This is a genomic window from Janthinobacterium amylolyticum, from assembly GCF_051380655.1.
Lineage (GTDB): Bacteria > Pseudomonadota > Gammaproteobacteria > Burkholderiales > Burkholderiaceae_D > Janthinobacterium.
In genome coordinates, this window is sequence record NZ_JBNYXL010000004.1 from 420,134 (window position 1) to 439,468 (window position 19,335).

Here is a 19,335-nt window from a genome sequence, read left to right on the forward strand (position 1 = left end):
ATCCCCTCTTACACTCCCGTCTTGAACTTGGTATAGATGCGCGTCATCAGGCGGCGGATATCGGCCGTGGTCGCTTCCGGCGCGGCCATGCGCTGCTTGTCGGCGTCCGACAGGAAGATCGCCTTGTTCTCGCCTATGTCCTTGCGCACATACTTGATGCTGGCCGGATTCGGATTCGCGTAGAAGACCTTGTTGCTCAGGCTGGCATGCACTTGCGGGCGCAGGATGTAGTTGATGAACAGGTGCGCATTGTTCGGATGCGGCGCGTCGGCGGGAATGGCCATGGTGTCGAACATCAGCGCGGCCGTCTTCGGCACCAGCACCTGGATCACGTTGCCATTCTTCGCATCGATGGCGCGCTGGCGCGCGATATTGATATCGCCCGACCAGCCCAGTGCCACGCAGACGGAACCGTTGGCCATGTCATTGATGTAGCCGGACGAGCTGAACAGCGTCACGTAGGGACGGATGGCTTGCAGCACCTTGCCCGCTTCCTGGTAATCGGCGGCGCTCTTCGAGTAGGCAGGCTTGCCCAGGTACTGCAGGGCGGCCGGCAGCACCTCCGACGGCGAGTCGAGGAAAGAAACGCCGCAGGACTTCAGCTTCGAGACGTATTTCGGGTCGAAGATCAGGTCCCACGCGTTTTCGGGCATGGGCAGGCCGCCCAGTGCCGCCTTGACTTTGTTGACGTTGATGCCCACCGTCGTGTAGCCCCACAGCCAGTCGACCAGGTAGTCGTTGTTCGGGTCGATTTTCGACAGCTTCGCTTGCAGGTTCTGGTCGAGGTTGCCCAAATTCGTCAGCTTGCTCTTGTCGAGTTTGCGCAGCAGGCCCGCATCGATCTGCAGGCGCGCCCACTGGGCCGTCGGCACCACGATGTCATAGCCGGACTTGCCCGCCACCAGTTTCGCATTGAGGATTTCGTTGTTGTCGAAAACGTCGTAGCGTACCTTGATGCCCGTTTCCTTTTCAAAATTCTTGATCGTATCGTCGCCGATATAATCCGACCAGTTATAGATATTCAGGACTTTTTCTTCCTGGGCGTGGGCAGGCAATGCCAGCACGGCCGCCGCCAACGTCAGTCCCGCTCCAATGCGCCGCCCTGCTTGCCATGTGTATGCCATCGTACCGCCTCCGGAAATAGTCAGAAAATAGTGACGATGATAGCAAGAAGGGCGGCATCAGGTCTAGCCTGATACCGCCCTGCGTGAGGACGTCTATCAAAACCTACTGCGCGTCGCGCTTTGCGGCCTGCGATGCTCACCGTACTTAAGTACGGTTGCGCTTCTCTGCCACAAATCACTGCCGCTCGCTACGGTTTTGCTAGACGTCGAAAATCTTCCTCACTGCAAATGCAGTGAAACTGGGGGCAGACCCTGCGGGAGAAGCTACCCCGACGGAGGGAGCTTCCAATCCCGCAGGGACTGACCTGCCAACATTACACCTTGTCCAGCCCCACCTGCGCACCCGTAAACACCAGGTTGCCGTTCTGGGCGTCGATGCGGATCTCGTCTTTCGGGCCGAACTTGCCTTCCAGGATCAGCTTCGACAGCGGATTTTCGATCTGCTGCTGGATCGCCCGTTTCAGCGGACGGGCGCCATACACCGGGTCGTAGCCCGCTTCGGCGATTTGCTGCAAGGCCGCGTCGGTCAGGCTCAGCGCCATGTCCATGCGCGCCAGGCGTTCTTCGAGGATCTTCAGCTGGATCTTCGCGATCGCGCCGATGTTCTTCTCGTCGAGGCCGTGGAACACGACGATTTCGTCGATACGGTTGACGAACTCGGGACGGAAGTGCGAACGTACCTCGGCCATCACGGCCAGCTTCACGACACCGGGATCATCGCTTTCCATGGCCTGGATCTTGTGCGAACCCAGGTTCGAGGTCATGATGATGACGGTATTCTTGAAGTCCACCGTACGGCCCTGGCCGTCCGTCATGCGTCCATCGTCGAGCACTTGCAGCAGCACGTTGAAGACGTCAGGGTGCGCCTTCTCGACTTCGTCGAGCAGGATCACGCTGTACGGCTTGCGGCGCACGGCTTCCGTCAGGTAGCCGCCTTCGTCGTAGCCGACATAGCCTGGCGGCGCACCGATCAGGCGCGCCACGGAATGCTTCTCCATGAACTCGCTCATGTCGATGCGGATCATCGATTCTTCCGTATCGAACAGGAAGGTCGCCAGCGCCTTGCTCAGCTCAGTCTTGCCGACACCCGTAGGCCCCAGGAACATGAAGGAACCATACGGACGGTTCGGGTCTGACAAGCCGGCGCGCGAGCGGCGGATGGCGTCGGCCACGGCCGTGATCGCTTCATCCTGGCCCACGACGCGCTCGTGCAGCTTCTCTTCGATGTGCAGCAGCTTGTCGCGTTCGCCCTGCATCATGCGCGACACGGGAATACCCGTCGCGCGCGACACCACTTCGGCGATTTCCTCGGCGCCCACTTCCGTGCGCAGCAGCTTGGGATGGTCGGGATCGACCTTCGGCATGCCGCTGTCGGCGTGCTTGAGCTGGGCTTCCAGCTGCGGCAGCTTGCCGTACTGCAGTTCCGACACCTTCTGCCAGTTGCTCTCGCGCGTGGCCTGCTCCATCTGCAGCTTGACGTTCTCGATCTCTTCCTTGATGTGCGTACTGCCTTGCACCACGGCTTTTTCCGCCTTCAGGATTTCCTCGAAGTCATTGTATTCGCGCTGCAGCTTGACGATCTCTTCCTCGATCAGGCCCAGGCGGCGCAACGATGCTTCGTCTTTCTCCTTCTTGACGGCTTCGCGCTCGATCTTCAGCTGGATCAAACGGCGCTCCAGCTTGTCCATCACTTCCGGCTTCGAATCAATCTCGATCTTGATCTTCGCCGCCGCTTCATCGATCAGGTCGATCGCCTTGTCAGGCAGGAAGCGGTCCGTGATGTAGCGGTGCGACAGTTCGGCCGCGGCAATGATGGCCGCATCCGTGATCTCCACCTTGTGGTGCAGCGCATATTTGTCCTGCAAGCCGCGCAGGATGGCGATGGTCGCCTCCACGGTCGGCTCGTCGACCAGCACTTTCTGGAAGCGGCGCTCCAGCGCGGCGTCCTTCTCGATGTACTTGCGGTACTCGTCCAGGGTGGTGGCGCCCACGCAATGGAGTTCGCCGCGCGCCAGCGCAGGCTTGAGCATATTGCCCGCATCCATCGCGCCTTCGGCCTTGCCCGCGCCCACCATGGTGTGCATCTCGTCGATGAAGACGATGGTCTGCCCTTCATCCATGGCCAGTTCCTTCAGCACGGATTTCAGGCGTTCCTCGAACTCGCCGCGGAATTTCGCGCCGGCCAGCAAGGCGGCCATGTCCAGCGACAGTACGCGCTTGCCCTTCAGGGACTCGGGTACTTCACCATTGACGATGCGCTGCGCCAGTCCTTCGACGATGGCCGTCTTGCCCACGCCAGGTTCGCCGATCAGCACGGGGTTGTTCTTGCTGCGGCGCTGCAGGATCTGGATGGTGCGGCGGATTTCATCATCGCGGCCGATCACAGGGTCGAGCTTGCCCTGGCGTGCGCGTTCCGTCACGTCCAGGGTGTATTTTTTCAAGGCTTCGCGCTGGCCTTCGGCTTCCTGAGAATCGACCTTGTTGCCACCGCGCACGGCGCCGATGGCGGCTTCCAGTGCCTTGCGGGTCAGGCCGTTTTCACGTGCCAGCTTGCCGCAGTCGGACTTGTCTTCCGTCATCGCCAGCAGCACCATTTCGCTGGAAACGAACTGGTCGCCCGCCTTCTGCGCTTCCTTGTCGGCCAGGTTCAACAGGGCCACGAATTCGCGGCTGACCTGCACGTCGCCGCCCGTGCCGGACACTTTCGGCAGGCGGTCGATCGACGAGGTCAGGGCCTTCGACAGGCCGCCCACGTTGACGCCTGCACGCTGCAACAGCGAGCGGGCGCCGCCGTCGTCCTGGTTCAACAGGGCCGTCAGCAAATGGACTGGTTCAATGTAAGGATTGTCGTTGCCCACGGCCAAGCTTTGCGCATCGGCCAGGGCTTCTTGTAGCTTGGTAGTCAGTTTATCTTGTCGCATGAAAAGCGCTCCCGGTTAATTAGTTGTTAACCAAATTGGGGTGAGGCAGTACTTTTCAAGCATACACAAAGCAGAAAACTGATGCACTTGGGCAAATGCTACGGTGCGGCGCGTGTTCGATTCAAATGGCGCTTGCTTTTGCGCTCCACTTGTTTAACGCCGTCTCGTCGCTGTCGCGCGCATCGACCCAGCGCGCGCCTTCAGGCGTGTCTTCCTTCTTCCAGAACGGTGCTTCCGTCTTCAGGTAGTCGATGATGAACTCGCAGGCTGCGAAGGCCTCGCCCCGGTGCGCGGACGACACGGCCACCAGCACGATCTGCTCCTGCGGCAGCAAGGGCCCCACGCGGTGGATCACCAGCGCCCCGGACAATGGCCAGCGCGCGCGCGCCTGCTCGACGATAGCCTCGATGGATTTCTCCGTCATGCCCGGATAATGCTCGAGCTCCATGGCCGCCACGTCCAGCCCCTCGTTCATGTCGCGCACGGTGCCGACGAAGCCGACGACGGCACCCACCTTGGGATTACCTGCACGCAATTGTGCAATTTCTTCACTCAAGTCAAAATCGGCTTGCTGGACGCGCACGCAGGTACTCATTTGGCCTGGCCTCCGATGCGGCGCAGCAGGGTTTCGATGCGGCTGGCCGTGCGCGCATCGGTGGCGGCGGGAATCGCGCACAGCTGCATCAGCTGCGACACTTGCGTGAGCGGCTTCTGGCCCGATTTGAGCGACGATTGCAGCACTTCCACCTGCATCTTCAGCCGGTCGCGGGCAAATTCGGCACCGCTGTCGACACCGGCGACGATTTCCAGGCGCAGCACTTCATCGAGCAGTCTGGCCTGGTTGGCCTGCAGTTGTTGCACGTAAGCGGCACTGCCCTCGCCCAGCGCGGCCTGCGCGCCGGCAAAACGCTGCTGCAGACTGCGTTCATATTGCATATCGAGCGGCGGCAAGGCGCTCCAGCGCTCGTTCCACGCTTGCGCGTCGGTGGCGGCGCCATCGGCCAGTGCCGCTTCCAGCGATTGCACCAGGCGCAGCTTGTCTCGCAGGGCATTGGCTTGCGCCGCACCGGCCCGTTCGGCGATGGCGTCGGCCTGCGCCTGCACGCCGGCCACGGCCGCCTGGTAGCGCTGTTCGATCTTCGCTTCGCTGGCGCGCGGCACGGGGCCCGTGGCGTTCCAGGCCGCGCGCGTGTCGCGCAGCAAGTGGTTGATGAAGGCGGTGCGGCTCTTGTCGTCGCCCTCGGGGATGACGGCCGTTTCCAGGCTGGCACACAGCGCTTCGCGCGCATGCAGGTGTTCGCGGCGCTCGTGGTCGGCCGCATGCGCCGTTTCCTTGCGCTTGGCGAAAATATCGTCGCAGGCGGCGCGGAAACGCTGCCACAGCGCCTGCTCGGCGCGGCGTTCCAGCGGCAGGGCCTTGGCCAGCTCCTGCCATTTGTCCTGCAAGGCTTTCAGCATGTCGATCGTGTTGCGCTCGGACGGTTTCAGCAGGCCCACTTCGACGATCAGCTGCTCGCGGCGCGCCGTCTCGATCTGGCGCTGCGTTTCCAGCGGCTTCGACAGGGCATCGAGCGCGGCGCCAAATTCCGTATCCAGGCGTTTCTTTTCCTTGCGGTCGATGGTGCCCAGGCGCGTCCAGGCCTGGCGCAGGCGCTGCGAGGCCGATGCCACGTGTTTCCAGTCCGTGCTTTCCTCGGCTGCCAGGGCCGCCGTTTCCGTGATCAGTTCCTGGGCCTTGGCCGCATTGCCATGGCGCTCTTCCGCCAGCTGCTTGAAATGCTGGGCCGCCGGCGCGTAGGCCACGCTGCAGGCGGCGTCGAAGCGCTCCCACAGCGATTTCGGCGCCGGGCCGGACAAGGTGTCGAGCGACTTCCAGCGTTCGCGCAGGCTGCCCACCTTCTTGGCCAGCTCGGCCATCGGGAGCTCTTGCGCCGGCAATTCCTCGCCCGCCTTGACCAGTTCCTCGCGCGAGACGTTGCCGCCCCAGCGGGCCCAGTCGGCCAATTGCTTGAATTGTGCGCGCACATGGGCCAGCCGGTCGGACTGGGCCGGCGTCAAGCGGCCATGTTTGGTGTCGCGCAAGGTCTTGTCGTGCTCGGATGCCACATGCAGCAAGCCTTCCTGCAGGGCCGCTTCCATGGCGTCGAGCGTCTTGAAGAACTGTTCCGTCGCTTCTTTCGAGACGGGGGCATGCTCCTGGCGCGGCTTGCGCGGCACTGGCTCGGCATGGGGTGGCGCCACCTCTGCTGTTGCGGCCTGCACGGGCGCTGGCGCGCTGGCCAGCAGGGCAACAAATTGCTGCTGCAAGCTGTCGGACAAGGGCGACTCCGGCAAGCGCGGCAAGCCTTGCCAGGCGCGCTTCAGGGTATCGGCGTCGAGCGTGGCGGCATCCTGCGCCTGCCACTCGGCCAGCGCGGCCTGGCGCGCGTCAAACACGGCCTGGTGCTGCTGCAGCGCCTGCAGGACGGACTGCGCCTGCTCGCGCGCCTGCGTGAAATCGGTTTCCAGGTGTTTCGGCAAGGAGGCGCGCTCGGGCGATTGCGCATGCTGCGCGTGCTGCGCATCGAGGCGGGCCAGCGTTTGCGCCAGCTCGGCGGCGGACTGGCCCCCGGCCGCCAGCGCGCGCATGGCGCCCACGGCATCGATCACGGCGCGCTGCAGCAGCACTTGCGCTTCCAGGCGGGCGGCCAGCGCGGCGCGCGCGGCGGCAAAAGCGCCGGCCAGCTCGGGCGTGGATTTGATGACTTGCCATTGACGGTCCAGCTCGGCCACCTGGTTGGGGCTCAGCTTTTCATCGCTCAACAGGCGCTGCGCCGTATCGATGCTGGCCTGGGCGCGCTGGGTCTCGGCCGCCTGGTGGCGGATCAGGTCGATACGGCCCTGCATCAGCTTGGCGACGCGGCGGTCCGTGTTGCGCATGGCCTGGTGGACTTTTTCCAGCAGGGGCAGGGAAAGGACGTGTTCGGCCGCGATCAAACGGGCATCGGCAAATTCGCTGGACAGGATGAAATCGGCGGCGGCGGTTTCGTCGCCAGCCACCGCATGGGCACGCGCGACCTGTTCGGCGCGGCGCGATGCGCTCTGCGCCGAGGCGGCGGCCTGTTCTGCCACGACAGGATCGGGTGCGGCAGTCTTGCTGGCAGAACGCTTGAAGAGAAATTCGAACATGACGGGTTTCGCGTGGATCAAAACCACCATCATAACAAAGCCCGGGGTATTGCATCGGACAGGGATGAACAAGTTATCAAATGAGTAAACTGAATCTTTTCCCTATGACAGCACCGCCGCCACGGCGGCAAAATCGCCACCGCCGCGCGCGCCTTGCAGGGGAGTGCGCTCGCTCACCGTTCAAGCCCGCGCACGCAGGGGCTGCGGCATGGCCAGCGGCCCGGGCGCGCTGCCTTGCGCGGCCGTTTCTGCGCCATCGGCAGGCGTGCCAGGCGCTGGCACAGGGCCTGGCAAGGATGCCGGCAAAGCGGCAGACAAAGAGGTAGGCAAAGGCGCAGGCAAAACAAAGGGCAGCACTTGCGCCTTGTCGCGGCGCGCTTCCTGCGCGCGCGCATCGTGGGCGAGGAATTGGTAGGCGATGGCGAACCAGGCTTCGCCGACGATGACCTTGCGCGCCAGGGCGAACAGTTCGCGTTCCTCTTTTTCCAGGCGCTCCAGCAGCGCCGCGCAAAAGCCGTCGATGGCCGCGCACAGCTGTTCGGCCTGCAATTCGGAATGGTCGATGGCGGCGCCGGCGCGCTGCTGCACCACGTTGATGCTTTCCAGCGCCGCGTGGTTCAAGCCATTGATCTCGTCGAGCAAGCCGTCCGCATGCGGCGTGGCCTGGCGAATGGCGGGAATCAGGTACATTTCCACCTTGCGCCAGTAGCCGCCCTGGTACAGGCGGTTCAGCCAGTCGCCCGCGTATTGCAGTTGGGCCAGGCTCAGCCGGCTTTGATGACGCAATTGCACATGCATGTATTTCTGAAAGGCGAGCAAGCTCATGCGGATGCTCGCCTGTTCCACCGACAAGGAAACCAATATATATGTAGCCGTAAGCATGCACTCACTCCCGAAAACGCGCCGGATGTATCATCCTGGAAGTGAAAGTGTAAAGAGTACCGACAGGGGCGGGCTTGATCCTGCACAAACCCAAGCGGGACGGCGGCCCGCTTTCTGCAGCCTCAGCGCAGGCCGATATGCAGGTTGACGACGCCCGGCTCCTCCGATGGCGTGACTTCCCCGCCGAAGCTTTTCACCAGCCGCTGCATGCCCTTGTTGCGCGCCATGGCCTCGCCCACCAGCGCTTCCGTGCCGCGGCTGCGGAAGTAGTCGACCAGCTTCTCGAACAGGATGTGGCCCAGACCCTTGCCCTTCAGCGCGGAGCGCACGGCGATGGCGAAATCGGCGTGGATATTGTCCGGGTCGGCCACGGCGCGCACCACGCCCAGCGTTTCCGGCTGGCCGTCCGGCCCCGTGCGCGTGGCAATGAAGGCCATGGCGCGGTCGTAATCGATCTGCGTCAGGCGCGCCAGCTGCGACACGGGCAGCTCGCGCATGGAGGTGAAAAAGCGCAGGCGCACGTCGTCCGGGTCCAGCGCGTGGAACAGGTCCATGTGCTGCGGCGCGTCTTCCGGGCGGATCGGGCGCAGCAGGATCGGCTGGTCCATCCACGTCACCTGCTCTTCCAGTTCCTGCGGATACGGGCGGATGGCCAGGCGATCGCTTTTCTGCCCAGGCTGCAGCCGGATGCGCGCGTCGAGGGCGATCACGCCGTCGGCATCGGCCACCAGCGGATTGATATCGAGTTCGGCCAGTTCGCCGATGTCGGCCACCAGTTCCGCCACCTGGATCAAGGTGTAGCAGATGGCATCGATGTCGGCCGGCGGCTGGTTGCGGTAGCCGGCCAGCAGTCTGGATACCCGCGTGCGCGCCAGCATGTCGCGCGCCAGCACCATGTTCAGCGGCGGCAGGCCGATGGCGTGATCGGCCGTCACTTCGACGGCGATGCCGCCCTGCCCCACCAGGATCACGGGGCCAAAGGCGGCGTCCGTCGTCACGCCGACGATCAGTTCATGCGACTGCGGCCGGCGCGCCATCTGCTGCACCGTGAAGCCGTCGATCAGCGCGTCGGGACGCATGCGGCGCACACGCTTGAGCATGGCGGCGGCGGCCGTGCGCAGGATGTCGGGCGTGTCGAGGTCGAGCGCCACCCCGCCCACGTCGGATTTATGCGCGATGTCGGGCGAGTGGATTTTCAGCGCGACGGGATAGCCGATATCGGCCGCCACGGCCAGCGCTTCTTCCACGTCGGCCGCCATGCGCGTGATGGCGACGGGAATGCCATAGGCGGCCAGGATTTCCTTCGAGCGGCATTCGCCCAGCACCGTCTGGCCGGCCGCCAGCGCGGCGGCGACGATTTCGCGCACGCGCGCGCGGCGCGGCGTGGCCGACATGGGCAGCTGCGCCGGCACCTGCATCAGGGTTTCCTGGTTGCGCCGGTACTGCACGATCTGCATGAAGCCATGCACGGCTTTTTCCGGCGTGTCGTAGGTGGGAATGCCGGCGCGGTTGAAGATCTGGCGCGCAGGCGCCACCGCCGTGCCGCCCAGAAGACACGACAGCACCGTGCGCGAAGTGGCCTTGATCAGCGGCGTGACGGCTTCGGCGATGTCGACCGACGAGACCATGGCCGTGGGCGCGTGCAGCAGCAGCAAAGCGTCCGCCTGCGGCTCGTCGAGCAAGGGCTTGATGGCGTCGGCATAGCGCTGCACGGCAGAATCGCCGGGCAGGCCCACCGGGTTGTCGTGCGACCAGCCGCGCGGCAGCGCCTTTTCCAGCGCGATGACGGTATCGGGCGACAGTTGCGCCAGCTTGCCGCCGCTGCCCACCAGCGCATCGGTGGCCATCACGCCCAGCCCCCCGCCATTGCATAAAATCGCCAGGCGCTCGCCGCGCTGCGAGCGGATATGCGTGAGCGTCTCCACGGCGTCGAACAATTCTTCGGCCGAGTACACGCGCAGCATGCCGGCGCGGCGGATGGCCGCATCATAGACGGCGTCGGAACCGGCCAGCGCGCCCGTATGCCAGGCCGCCATGGCCGCGCCTTCCGCCTCGCGCCCCGCCTTCAGCACGATGACCGGCTTGCTGCGCGCCGCCGCCCGCGCGGCCGACATGAATTTGCGCGCCGCGTGGATATCTTCCATGTACAGCAGGATGGCGGCCGTGTCGATGTCGCCGGCCAGGTAGTCGAGCAAGTCGCCGAAATCGATGTCGTAGCTGGCGCCCAGCGAAATGAACTTGGAAAAGCCCACGCCATGCGCATTGGCCCAGTCGAGCACGCCCGACACCAGCGCCCCCGATTGCGAGACAAAGGCGATCTTGCCGCTCGTCGCGCCCAGGTGCGCGAAGCTGGCGTTCAGGCCCAGCTTCGGCACCAATAACCCCATGCTGTTGGGGCCGAGGATGCGCAGCAGATGCGGCTTGGCCGCCTTCAGCATGGCCAGACGCAGCGACTGTTCGCGCGTGGGGTCCAGGCCAGAGGTCATGACGATGGCGGCGCGCGTGCCCAGCGCACCCAGTTCGCGGATCAGCGCCGTGATGGTGGCGGGCGGGGTGCAGATGATGGCCAGGTCCGGCGCTTTCGGCAGCTGCGCCAGCTTGCGGTAGCATTTGAGGCCCATCAGTTCGTCGTACTTGGGATTGACGGGCCAGATTTCGCCCTGGTAGCCGCCGCCCAGCAGGTTGTACAGGGCGATGGCGCCCAGCTTGTGTTCGCGCGCCGTGGCGCCGATCAGCGCCACCGAGGCCGGCTTGAACAGCTTGTCGAGATTACGGATACTCATGTTCTGGCCTCATGGATCGCCGGAGCGGCTACGCCAGTGTATAGGATGCGCCGGCAAAAAAACTTGACCTTGTGAAGCGTTTCTCCAAAAAACTTCTGTGCCGGCCAAACGGATGGCGGCAGCCAGCCTTTGCAGGCCGGCACAGCACGCGCATGACGTGCAGGCGGTGCGGTGGGGAAAGTGGGAAGCTGCGGTGCGGGCGAGCGGCACTGCGGCGTGGCGCTACGCGATCAGCGGGGGATTTGCGTTCAGGCCGGCAAGTACAGCGGCATCGACAACATCACACCAGTTACCATCCTGAAAATACACCCACCTGCCGCGAAAACTATAGAAACGATTGTCCTGCTGTTCCTCTCGCACGATCGTCCGCTGCTGGCCCGACAGCACCACGCTATTGTCCGGTACATCGCTGTACACGACAGCGTTCGCGCCTATCCGAACATTATTACCAATATTCACATTGCCAATGATCTTTGCGCCCGCGCCGACGTAGCAGTTATCGCCAATCCGCGGTGCACCCTGCCCTTTGGAATTGGGCATGGTATTGGAACCAATCGTCACCTGCTGAAAAATTATGCAGTTGTGGCCGATACGTGCACCGCCGGAAATGAAGATGCTCTTGATGCCATGAGGAAAATACGGTTTGCCAAGAAACGTCGAATTCCATGCGATCGAACTGCTGTTTTCGTATTGGTACAAACCATACAACTTGACCAGCAAGCGCTTGATCCGTGCATTCCTGACCTCATTACAGAGTGTCTTCAACTTCCAGTCCGAGCCAAAGGCCGATACCAGCACGCGCATTAACATAGCTATCCCTCATCCTGAAAAATGCATTATATGCAATTATATTAAAATAAATACATATATTGATAATATTAATCAAGCTTGCGCAAGATAGCGTGGCGCGCAGGCAGGCTGGCGCAGGGAAGTTTCGCATTGCGTAAAGCGACGCAGGGCGAGCGCGCGCAAGCGCGCCGGGCGGCATCCAGATGCGGCCTCTACCAGCGCGAACGGTGGCTTTCCGTCACCCCCGCCAGCTGCGCCACGATGCGCTTGGGCGAGTCCGCGCTGGCCCGCACCCAGCCGCTGAAAGTGCCGATGGGCTGGATGTAGCGGCTGGCGGCGATCCACAGGTTTTTATCCTCGCGGCGCGCGCCTTCCGGCTTGAAATGCAGGTCGAGCAAATCGTCGTCCGTCCACACATGCCACGGCGCCAGCGGGTTGTCGGGGTTGAAGTCGAAATGCGCGCGGCCCAGCGCATACAGCTGGCCATCGAGCCACAGCGCGTTTTCATGCGCGCCGAAATAGCCGGCCTGCAGATTGAAGCCCAGGTCCAGGCTGTGCGCCGAGGCCCAGCGCCACTCCGTCTCGCGCGCCAGCAAGCCATTCGAATAGTCAAAGCTGGCCACGCCGTCGTCCAGGCTATAGCCCATTGCGCCGCAGCGCACCGTGCCCCATAGCGGCAAGCCGCCCGATTTTTGCGTCGCATGCACGGCGCCGCCGCCGGCCACCGGCCCCACAGCCAGCAGGGTGGGCGACACGGGCGGACCGAATTCCGCGTCGATGCCGAAATGGCCGCAATCGAGCAGCAGGCGGCAGCGCTGCTGCGGCTGCGCCTCGATGCGGATGCTGTGCGACAGGAAGCGGAAACGGCTGCTTGCCCCCGCATGCGGCGCCACGGACGCGCTCAATCCCGGTATGCCGTCCTGCGAGAAGGTGGCCACGATCTTCCCCTTGTGGCGGTCGAAGGCATATGCGAACGCCGTGCTGGTCCAGCCCAGGTCGACGATGGCCACGCCACAGAACAGGGTGGGCGTCGACAGGGCCACGTAATGCCAGCGCTTGTGGTGGAACAAACGCCAGAGGGCGCCACGCGCGTGCGGCGGGGCCAGCGCGGCCCAGTCAAAGGCGGCCAGCTGGCCCGTGTAGCGGCCAAAATGCGGCACGCCGTCGGCGTCGAGCAACTGCGCCGGAGCCGGTGGCAGCATCATGCGGCCCGCCTTGCGGCAGCGCCGCCGTCCTGCAGCGCCGCGGCCAGCTGCGCGCCAAACAGCGCCGGCTGCGCGCGCGCGATATCGATGTCAGGACACGCATGCCAGAGCGCCAGACGCCGCACGGCGCCGGCCACGTCCTGCACCAGGCGGGGACTGAGGCGCACGCCCGCTTCCAGCGCCAGCGACTTGATCTCGAAGCGCCCCTGCGCGCGGTGCGCCTTGGCGTCCAGGCGGCCCACCAGCGCGCCACGGCGCAGGATCGGCAAGGTAAAGTAGCCGTGGCGGCGCTTGTCGGCCGGCGTGTAGCATTCGAGCCGGTAGTCAAAGCCGAACAGTTCCAGCGCGCGCCGCCGGTCCCAGACGACGGGATCAAACGGCGACAGAATCGTCGTCAGGGTGGGCGCCAGCGTGCCGGCGGCGGCGCGCAGCAATTTTCCATGCGCGGCATGCACGTACACGGCATCGTCCCAGCCGGCCACGGCGCAGCGCAGCAACGCGCCCTCGTCGACCAAGGTGTGCAGATCCTGCGCCAGGCTGGCGCGCGATTGCCTGGTGCGGAAGTAGTCGCTGATCCAGCTGGCGCGCGCCAGTCCCAGCGCCTTCACGCTGGCCAGCAGCAACCGTCGCCGCACCTGCTCTTCGGGCAGCAGCTGGCTGTCGTGCCAGCCCGGCAGCACGCGCTCGGCCAGGTCGTAATAGCGCTGGAAATTGTGGCGCTTGGCGATCATCAGCACGCCCGAGGTAAACAGGACTTCGAGCGAGCGCTTTTCCGGCTTCCAGCTCCACCAGCCGCCCGCCTGGCCATCCGTGCGCTCGAAGTCCGCCGAGCGCGCGGCGCCGTTGGCGCGGATATGTTCGAGTACGGAAGCGACGGCCTCGCCCTGCTCGGCCATCCATTTCACCGAGTATTTCCAGCCCATGGCGGCCGGGTCAAGCATGCGGTGGCGGTACAGGCCATAGTCTTCGATGGGCACGAAGCTGGCCTCGTGGGCCCAGTATTCAAACAGCGCGCCTTCGGCCAGCAGCTGCTCCAGCCACGGCTGCGGATAGTCGCCCAGCCGGCTCCACAGCACCAGGTAGGGACTGCGCGCCACCACGTGGATGGTATCGATCTGCAGCACGCCCATCTGGCGGATGGCGGCCAGCACGTCAGCCTTGACGGCTTTCTTGCGGCGCGCCTGCAGCAGGCCCTGCGCGGCCAGGTGCAGCGCGCGGGCGGCGGCGAGGGACAGCGGTGTGGCGGCAGGTGTCGGCAAGGTCGGCAAGGTCGGAGATTCCTCAGCAAATGGTGGTGCGCGCCGTCGGCAGGCATTTCAGGAAGATACCGCATTCCCGCCGCGCACCCAGGGTTTTTTCCTGAATGTTTTTCATGTTGTCACGTATTTTTTTCATGTTCCGCACCGCGATAGTGCGAAAAATCCGGCCAGCATGAACATTTGATGACAACTGCGGCAGACCGCTTGACAGGCATCTTGCGCTTCTATAACTTATGGAAAATATTGCCATACGGCAATTTAAAATACCCTTCTCCCCGTACTCATCGAACCGTGCAACGCCCTGCCGCTTCGGGCCGCCTGGCGCCGCGGTGATGGCGGCATCCATGCCGTCGTGCGGCGGCCGTGGCGGGAAGGTGGAACGAGCAGTCTGAGCAATCTCAACATTCTGAGCAATCTCAACATTAATCAATAAAAACAAGGAAGAGAATATGCACCTATCCCAGCTTCGGTACCGGCCGCAACGGCACGGCCTCACGCGCTTATCCAGACAGGGCCTGCCGCTGGCCCTGGCCATGCTGCTGGCCGCCTGCGGTGGCGGCGGCGATACGGCCAGCACGCCGTCCACGGCGCAGCGCCTGCTGGCGCAAACGGCGTCTGAAACGGCGCTCGCGCCCGTCGCCGCCACGGCCAGTTCGGCGGAACGGGGCGACCTGTCGGCCAATGCGGCCATCGACCGCAACGACGGCACACGCTGGGGCAGCGGCTTCTCCGACAATGAATACCTGACGCTTGATTTCGGCACCGCGCAAACCATCACGCGCGTGCGCATCGCCTGGGAAAACGCGCACGCCAGCGCCTACCTGCTGCAGGTCTCGGACGACAATGCGCACTGGACCACCGTGCAGCGCGTCGACGACAGCCACGGCGGCATCGAAGACCTCACGGGCTTCACGGCGCAGGGCCGCTACCTGCGCATGCAGGGCGTCAAGCGCGCGGGCCAGTACGGCTATTCCATCTTTGAAATCCAGGCGTTCTCGGGCACGCCCGTGCCGCCGCCGGAAACGCCGCCCGTCACCGAAGTGCCGCCCGTGACGATCGACCCGAACCAGCCCGGCGTGGAAATCCGTCCCGTGGCCGCCACCTCCTCGCCGGTGGAAAACAACGGCATGTCGGCCGCCATGGCCATCGACGGCAAGACCGGCACGCGCTGGGCCAGCAAGTTCGATGACGGCGCCTGGATCCAGTTCGACTTCGGCGCGAAGACGCCCGTCGGCTACATGAAGCTGCTGTGGGAAAACGCCTACGGCAAGCAGTACGCGCTGCAGGTCTCCGACGATGGCCAGACATGGTCGCAGATCCGCTACGTGAGCAATGGCCACGGCGGCACCGAGGAATTCTTCAACCTGGGCGTGAACGCGCGCCACATCCGCCTGCAGGGCGTGGCGCGCGCCACGCAGTACGGCTACTCGCTGCTGGAAGTGAGCTTCAAGACGCCGGGCAGCGACAACAGCCTGCCATCGACCAGCACCTCGGCGCTGAAATTTCCCGCCGATGGCACAGGCATGACGCCGCTGCCGGCCGCCGCGCAGCCGCTGGAAAGCCTGCAATTCACGCTCGCCGACGGCACCCTGGTCACGCGCTTCGGCGCGCGCGGCCTGGCGCGCCACGGCCGCGAACGGGGCGAGGAGTGGAATGAAATCGGCTACGGCCCGAATGAAACGGTGGACCCCGTCACGGGCCTGCCGCAGGACAAAGGGCCGGGCAATTACCTCACCTTCGTGCCGCAGTACTTCAAGAACCGCACCTGGGGCGTGGAAATCATCGACAACAGCCGTGTACGCGGCGTCACCAAGCCGACCCTCATCGTCAACCAGTACACCACCGTCGACTTCCTGTCCGGCGGCGTGGCCTTCTTCCGCGGCTTCGACCGCCCGGGCGTGACGGGCTACGGCTGGATGTCGCCCGGCGAACTGGTGGACCGCAATGTCCCCGTCTGCAAGCCCATGGCCTACCCTGCCAATGACCGCCTGACGAACGCCAACGGCATCAACGGCGCCTGCACCCTGCTGATCAAGGAATATCCCGGCCATGGCGGCCTCGACGCCAGCGGCATGCCGGACGGCAGCGACGTCAAGGCGCGCGCGCTGACGGCCGGCGACATCATCGAAGTGTCGCCATCGATGTTCTCCACCACCGCTTCGATGGCGGCGAAAGGCGACGCCGGCGGCATCCGCTACTACTCGTACGAGTGGACGTATGTCGTGGGCGCCGGCCTGCGGCCATGGTACGGCGTGCAGCCGCGCCTCAATTCGGTGCCACTGCCGGAAGAAACGCTGTCCGGCGGCCTCGGTTCCGTGTCGTATAACTACTCGGACAACGCCCTGTTCATGTTCCAGCAGCCGCACAACAACATCGGCATGCAGAACATGCAGCGCTTCGTCGAAGGGCGCCGCCTGGTGCACACGAATTTCACCACCGGCGAGCATAACGAAGGCGGCAACGACCGCTACGCGCCGGCCGTAGGCTTGCAGGGACAGCGCTACGGCCAGTCGGCCTGCATCGCCTGCCACGTCAACAATGGCCGCAGCCCCGCGCCCGTGGCCCTGAACCAGCGCCTCGACACAATGGCCGTGCGCGTCGCCAGCATCAATACGGCGGGCCAGCAGGTGCCGCACCCGCAGTACGGCACGGCCATCCAGATGAATGCCGTCTCGCCTTCCGGCGTGCCGCAAAACTGGGGCAACAGCGTCAGCGTGGGCGGTTTCACGGCGCGGACGGTGGCGCTGGCCGACGGCACGCAAATCGAACTGCGCAAGCCAACCCTGGCCTTCGAAGGCCCCGTGCCGCAAATCGTCTCGCTGCGCGCGGCGCCGCCGATGATCGGCACGGGCTTGCTGGAAGCCGTGCCGGAAGCCGACATCCTGGCACGCGCCCGCAGCACGCCGGACGCCGATGGCGTCAAGGGACAGCCCAACTATGTGTTTGATCCGGAAACGGGCGCCGTGCGCCTGGGCCGCTTCGGCTGGAAAGCCTCGAAAGCCACCCTGCGCCACCAGGCGGCCGACGCGCTGCTACTGGACATGGCAGTCACCTCGCCCGTGTACCGAAACCGCGCCTGCATGGCCGGACCGGTGGCCTGCGCGGCGGGCGGCGCGCAGCCCGGCATGTCGGAAGCGGACCTGCAGTCGATCACGCAGTACCTGGCCCTGGTGGCCGTGCCGGCCCAGCGCAGCATCGCCAGCGGTTTCCCGAAAGGCGTGGCGCCGATCGACGAACTCAAGGTCGACCCGCAGCAGGTAAGCGCAGGTTCAAAACTGTTCCAGGGCATGCGCTGCGCCGCCTGCCACACGGTGGAAATGCAGACGGGCGCCGGACACCTGTTTGCGGAACTGCGCAAGCAGACCATCCGCCCGTACACCGACCTGCTGCTGCACGACATGGGCCCCGAGCTGGCCGACAAGTTCAGCGAAGGCCAGGCGCAGGGCAATATGTGGCGCACGGCGCCCCTGTGGGGCATCGGCTACACGGAAAAAGTCATGGGCAACGGCGGCAAGGCCGGCTACCTGCATGACGGCCGCGCGCGCAGCCTGACGGAAGCGATCCTGTGGCACGGCGGCGAAGGCACCAAGGCGCGCCAGCGTTTCGAGACCCTGTCGAAGACGGACCGCGACGCGCTGCTGGCTTTCCTCAAGTCGCTGTAAGCATCAGGCACGGCTGGCGCTGCTGTCATGGAAAGATGACAGTCAGCGCCAGTCCCCGGCCCTGCAGGCCGGCACCCAGCACGATGTGCGCGCCATGCCGTTCGGCGATGCGGCGCACGATGGACAGTCCCAGTCCGCTGCCCGGCAATTGCGCGCCGCCCAGGCGCACGAAACGTTCAAACACGCGCTCGTGCATTTCCGGCGCGATGCCCGGCCCCGTATCGGCCACGCGCAGGTAGCTGCACCCCTCCTCCACGCCGCAACTGACGGCGACAGCCCCCGGCGCCGGCGTATAGCGCAGCGCATTGTCGACCAGGTTGCGCAGCAATATCTGCAGGCTGTCGGCGTCCAGCGCGCACGGCGCCGGCACCATGCTTACCGTCAGCGCCAGCCCGTACGGCACGGCCAGCGCCTGCCACTGCGCCTCCTGCCGCGCCAGCAGCGGCGCCAGGTCGCCCGGCGCCAGCGCCAGCACAGCCTCCTGCGCCTGCGGGTCGAGCCGCGCCAGCGCCAGCAGCTGGTTGACCAGGCGCGTGGCGCGCTCCACGCTGGCGCCCAGCGCGGCGATGAATTCCTCGCGTTCCTGCGCGCTGCGGGCCCGCTGCAGCACTTGCAGATTGGTCTTGATGGCGGCCAGCGGCGTGCGCAATTCGTGCGCCGCATCGGCCGTGAAGCGCTGTTCGTTGTCGCGGCTGTGCCGCACCCTGCCGAACAGGCGGTTGATTTCCAGCAGCAGCGGATGCAGCTCGGCGGGCGCGCCGCTCAGGTTCACGTCGGCCAGCTCATGCGGCGTGCGCGCCGACACTTCATCGGCCGACACCTGCAGCACGCGGAACACGCGGTGGATGCTCCACCAGATGGCGATGGTGGCCAGCGCCACCAGCAGCAGGCCGAACAGCGCGATGCGGTAAAAGAAGCCGCGACTGATGTCGTCGCGGTGGCTGGTCGGCTCGGCCACCAGCAGCTGCAGGCTGCGCTGCCGGTCCCACAGCGAAAACAATCGCCAGCGCTGGCCGGCGATCGTCGTCCACGACAAGCCATCGGGCGCGCTGCGCGACAGCGCGATATCGCTGGCCGCGTCATTGCGGTACAACACCCGCTGCTGCGCGTCGCGCACCTTGAACAGCAAATAATGGTGGGGATTCGGCTGGCCGCGCAGCGGCAGGTCGATCGGTCCCGTCAAGCCGTGTTCGCGCACATCCTTTTCCACCAGCGACAGCAGCAAGTGCCCCGTCTCGGTCAGCGACTGGTCGAACAGTTCCTGGCTTTCGCGGCGCGCTTCCACGTAGACGATGGCGGCGCTGCCCACCCACAGGACCAGGGTCAGGCCCAGCAACACGGCCAGCAGGGTGCGCCGCAGCGACCAGCTGCGCAGGCGAAGCCCGTTCATGCCGGCGCCTGGCAGGCGAGCGCTTTCAGGCCGGTTTCGGTGGCGGCTGGATACATGGGATATGACCTTGGGAAAGAGTTTGCATGATGCCGCGGGCTTGTTAAGAATCTCTTAAGAACTTCTGCGCAAGATCCGGAGCGAAATAATTTATG

At 64.9% G+C, this 19,335-nt stretch carries 12 protein-coding genes; 1 reads left to right on the forward strand and 11 read right to left on the reverse strand.

What is annotated here, in order from left to right; all coding sequences use genetic code 11:
• Positions 1-8: 8 nt before the first annotated feature.
• From ACQ4WR_RS11200 to ACQ4WR_RS11245, 10 genes are all read right to left on the reverse strand, one after another.
• Positions 9-1,124 carry a polyamine ABC transporter substrate-binding protein gene (locus ACQ4WR_RS11200; protein ID WP_436487273.1) on the reverse strand — a complete coding sequence of 372 codons (1,116 nt, stop codon included), beginning with the start codon at positions 1,122-1,124 and terminating at the stop codon, positions 9-11.
• A gap of 314 nt (positions 1,125-1,438) precedes the next feature.
• Positions 1,439-4,045: an ATP-dependent chaperone ClpB gene (clpB, locus tag ACQ4WR_RS11205; RefSeq protein ID WP_102293411.1), complete on the reverse strand. Its 2,607-nt coding sequence runs from the start codon at positions 4,043-4,045 to the stop codon at positions 1,439-1,441.
• A gap of 121 nt (positions 4,046-4,166) precedes the next feature.
• Complete coding sequence (gene moaE, locus ACQ4WR_RS11210) at positions 4,167-4,640, reverse strand: molybdopterin synthase catalytic subunit MoaE (protein WP_102293410.1); 474 nt, start codon at positions 4,638-4,640, stop codon at positions 4,167-4,169.
• Positions 4,637-7,213 carry a DUF349 domain-containing protein gene (locus ACQ4WR_RS11215; protein ID WP_436487274.1) on the reverse strand — a complete coding sequence of 859 codons (2,577 nt, stop codon included), beginning with the start codon at positions 7,211-7,213 and terminating at the stop codon, positions 4,637-4,639. The genes moaE and ACQ4WR_RS11215 overlap by 4 nt, the downstream gene beginning before the upstream one ends.
• Before the next feature lie 180 nt (positions 7,214-7,393).
• Entirely contained in the window at positions 7,394-8,095 is a 702-nt protein-coding gene (locus tag ACQ4WR_RS11220; protein ID WP_436487276.1) for a hypothetical protein, read from the reverse strand.
• Positions 8,096-8,217: 122 nt separating this feature from the next.
• The gene (locus tag ACQ4WR_RS11225) at positions 8,218-10,878 is read right to left on the reverse strand and encodes a bifunctional acetate--CoA ligase family protein/GNAT family N-acetyltransferase (protein ID WP_436487278.1); all 2,661 of its coding nucleotides are present in this window, start codon (positions 10,876-10,878) and stop codon (positions 8,218-8,220) included.
• Between the two features lie 222 nt (positions 10,879-11,100).
• On the reverse strand, positions 11,101-11,682 hold the full coding sequence (locus ACQ4WR_RS11230) for a serine acetyltransferase (protein ID WP_436487279.1): 582 nt from the start codon (positions 11,680-11,682) through the stop codon (positions 11,101-11,103).
• A gap of 197 nt (positions 11,683-11,879) precedes the next feature.
• Positions 11,880-12,872: a DUF2804 domain-containing protein gene (locus ACQ4WR_RS11235; RefSeq protein WP_102293408.1), complete on the reverse strand. Its 993-nt coding sequence runs from the start codon at positions 12,870-12,872 to the stop codon at positions 11,880-11,882.
• The gene (locus ACQ4WR_RS11240) at positions 12,869-14,140 is read right to left on the reverse strand and encodes a winged helix-turn-helix domain-containing protein (RefSeq protein ID WP_436487280.1); all 1,272 of its coding nucleotides are present in this window, start codon (positions 14,138-14,140) and stop codon (positions 12,869-12,871) included. Before ACQ4WR_RS11240 ends, ACQ4WR_RS11235 begins: the two co-directional genes overlap by 4 nt.
• 13 nt (positions 14,141-14,153) lie before the next feature.
• Complete coding sequence (locus ACQ4WR_RS11245; protein WP_436487282.1) at positions 14,154-14,570, reverse strand: hypothetical protein; 417 nt, start codon at positions 14,568-14,570, stop codon at positions 14,154-14,156.
• A gap of 10 nt (positions 14,571-14,580) precedes the next feature.
• On the opposite strand from ACQ4WR_RS11245, the gene ACQ4WR_RS11250 reads away from it, so the two are divergent.
• Positions 14,581-17,793 (forward strand): di-heme oxidoredictase family protein, encoded by a 3,213-nt coding sequence (locus ACQ4WR_RS11250; protein WP_436487283.1) that lies wholly within the window; start codon positions 14,581-14,583, stop codon positions 17,791-17,793.
• A gap of 25 nt (positions 17,794-17,818) precedes the next feature.
• Here the strand turns inward: ACQ4WR_RS11250 and ACQ4WR_RS11255 are convergent, their stop codons facing one another.
• Positions 17,819-19,183 carry a sensor histidine kinase gene (locus tag ACQ4WR_RS11255; protein WP_436487285.1) on the reverse strand — a complete coding sequence of 455 codons (1,365 nt, stop codon included), beginning with the start codon at positions 19,181-19,183 and terminating at the stop codon, positions 17,819-17,821.
• Positions 19,184-19,335: the final 152 nt, after the last annotated feature.

Coding starts and splice junctions, on each gene's coding strand:
- ACQ4WR_RS11250 (WP_436487283.1), top strand. CDS start 14,581: ATGCACCTATCCCAGCTTCGGTACCGGCCGCAACGGCACGGCCTCACG.
- clpB (WP_102293411.1), bottom strand. CDS start 4,045: ATGCGACAAGATAAACTGACTACCAAGCTACAAGAAGCCCTGGCCGAT.
- ACQ4WR_RS11255 (WP_436487285.1), bottom strand. CDS start 19,183: ATGAACGGGCTTCGCCTGCGCAGCTGGTCGCTGCGGCGCACCCTGCTG.
- ACQ4WR_RS11220 (WP_436487276.1), bottom strand. CDS start 8,095: ATGCTTACGGCTACATATATATTGGTTTCCTTGTCGGTGGAACAGGCG.
- ACQ4WR_RS11215 (WP_436487274.1), bottom strand. CDS start 7,213: ATGTTCGAATTTCTCTTCAAGCGTTCTGCCAGCAAGACTGCCGCACCC.
- moaE (WP_102293410.1), bottom strand. CDS start 4,640: ATGAGTACCTGCGTGCGCGTCCAGCAAGCCGATTTTGACTTGAGTGAA.
- ACQ4WR_RS11230 (WP_436487279.1), bottom strand. CDS start 11,682: ATGCGCGTGCTGGTATCGGCCTTTGGCTCGGACTGGAAGTTGAAGACA.
- ACQ4WR_RS11200 (WP_436487273.1), bottom strand. CDS start 1,124: ATGGCATACACATGGCAAGCAGGGCGGCGCATTGGAGCGGGACTGACG.
- ACQ4WR_RS11225 (WP_436487278.1), bottom strand. CDS start 10,878: ATGAGTATCCGTAATCTCGACAAGCTGTTCAAGCCGGCCTCGGTGGCG.
- ACQ4WR_RS11235 (WP_102293408.1), bottom strand. CDS start 12,872: ATGATGCTGCCACCGGCTCCGGCGCAGTTGCTCGACGCCGACGGCGTG.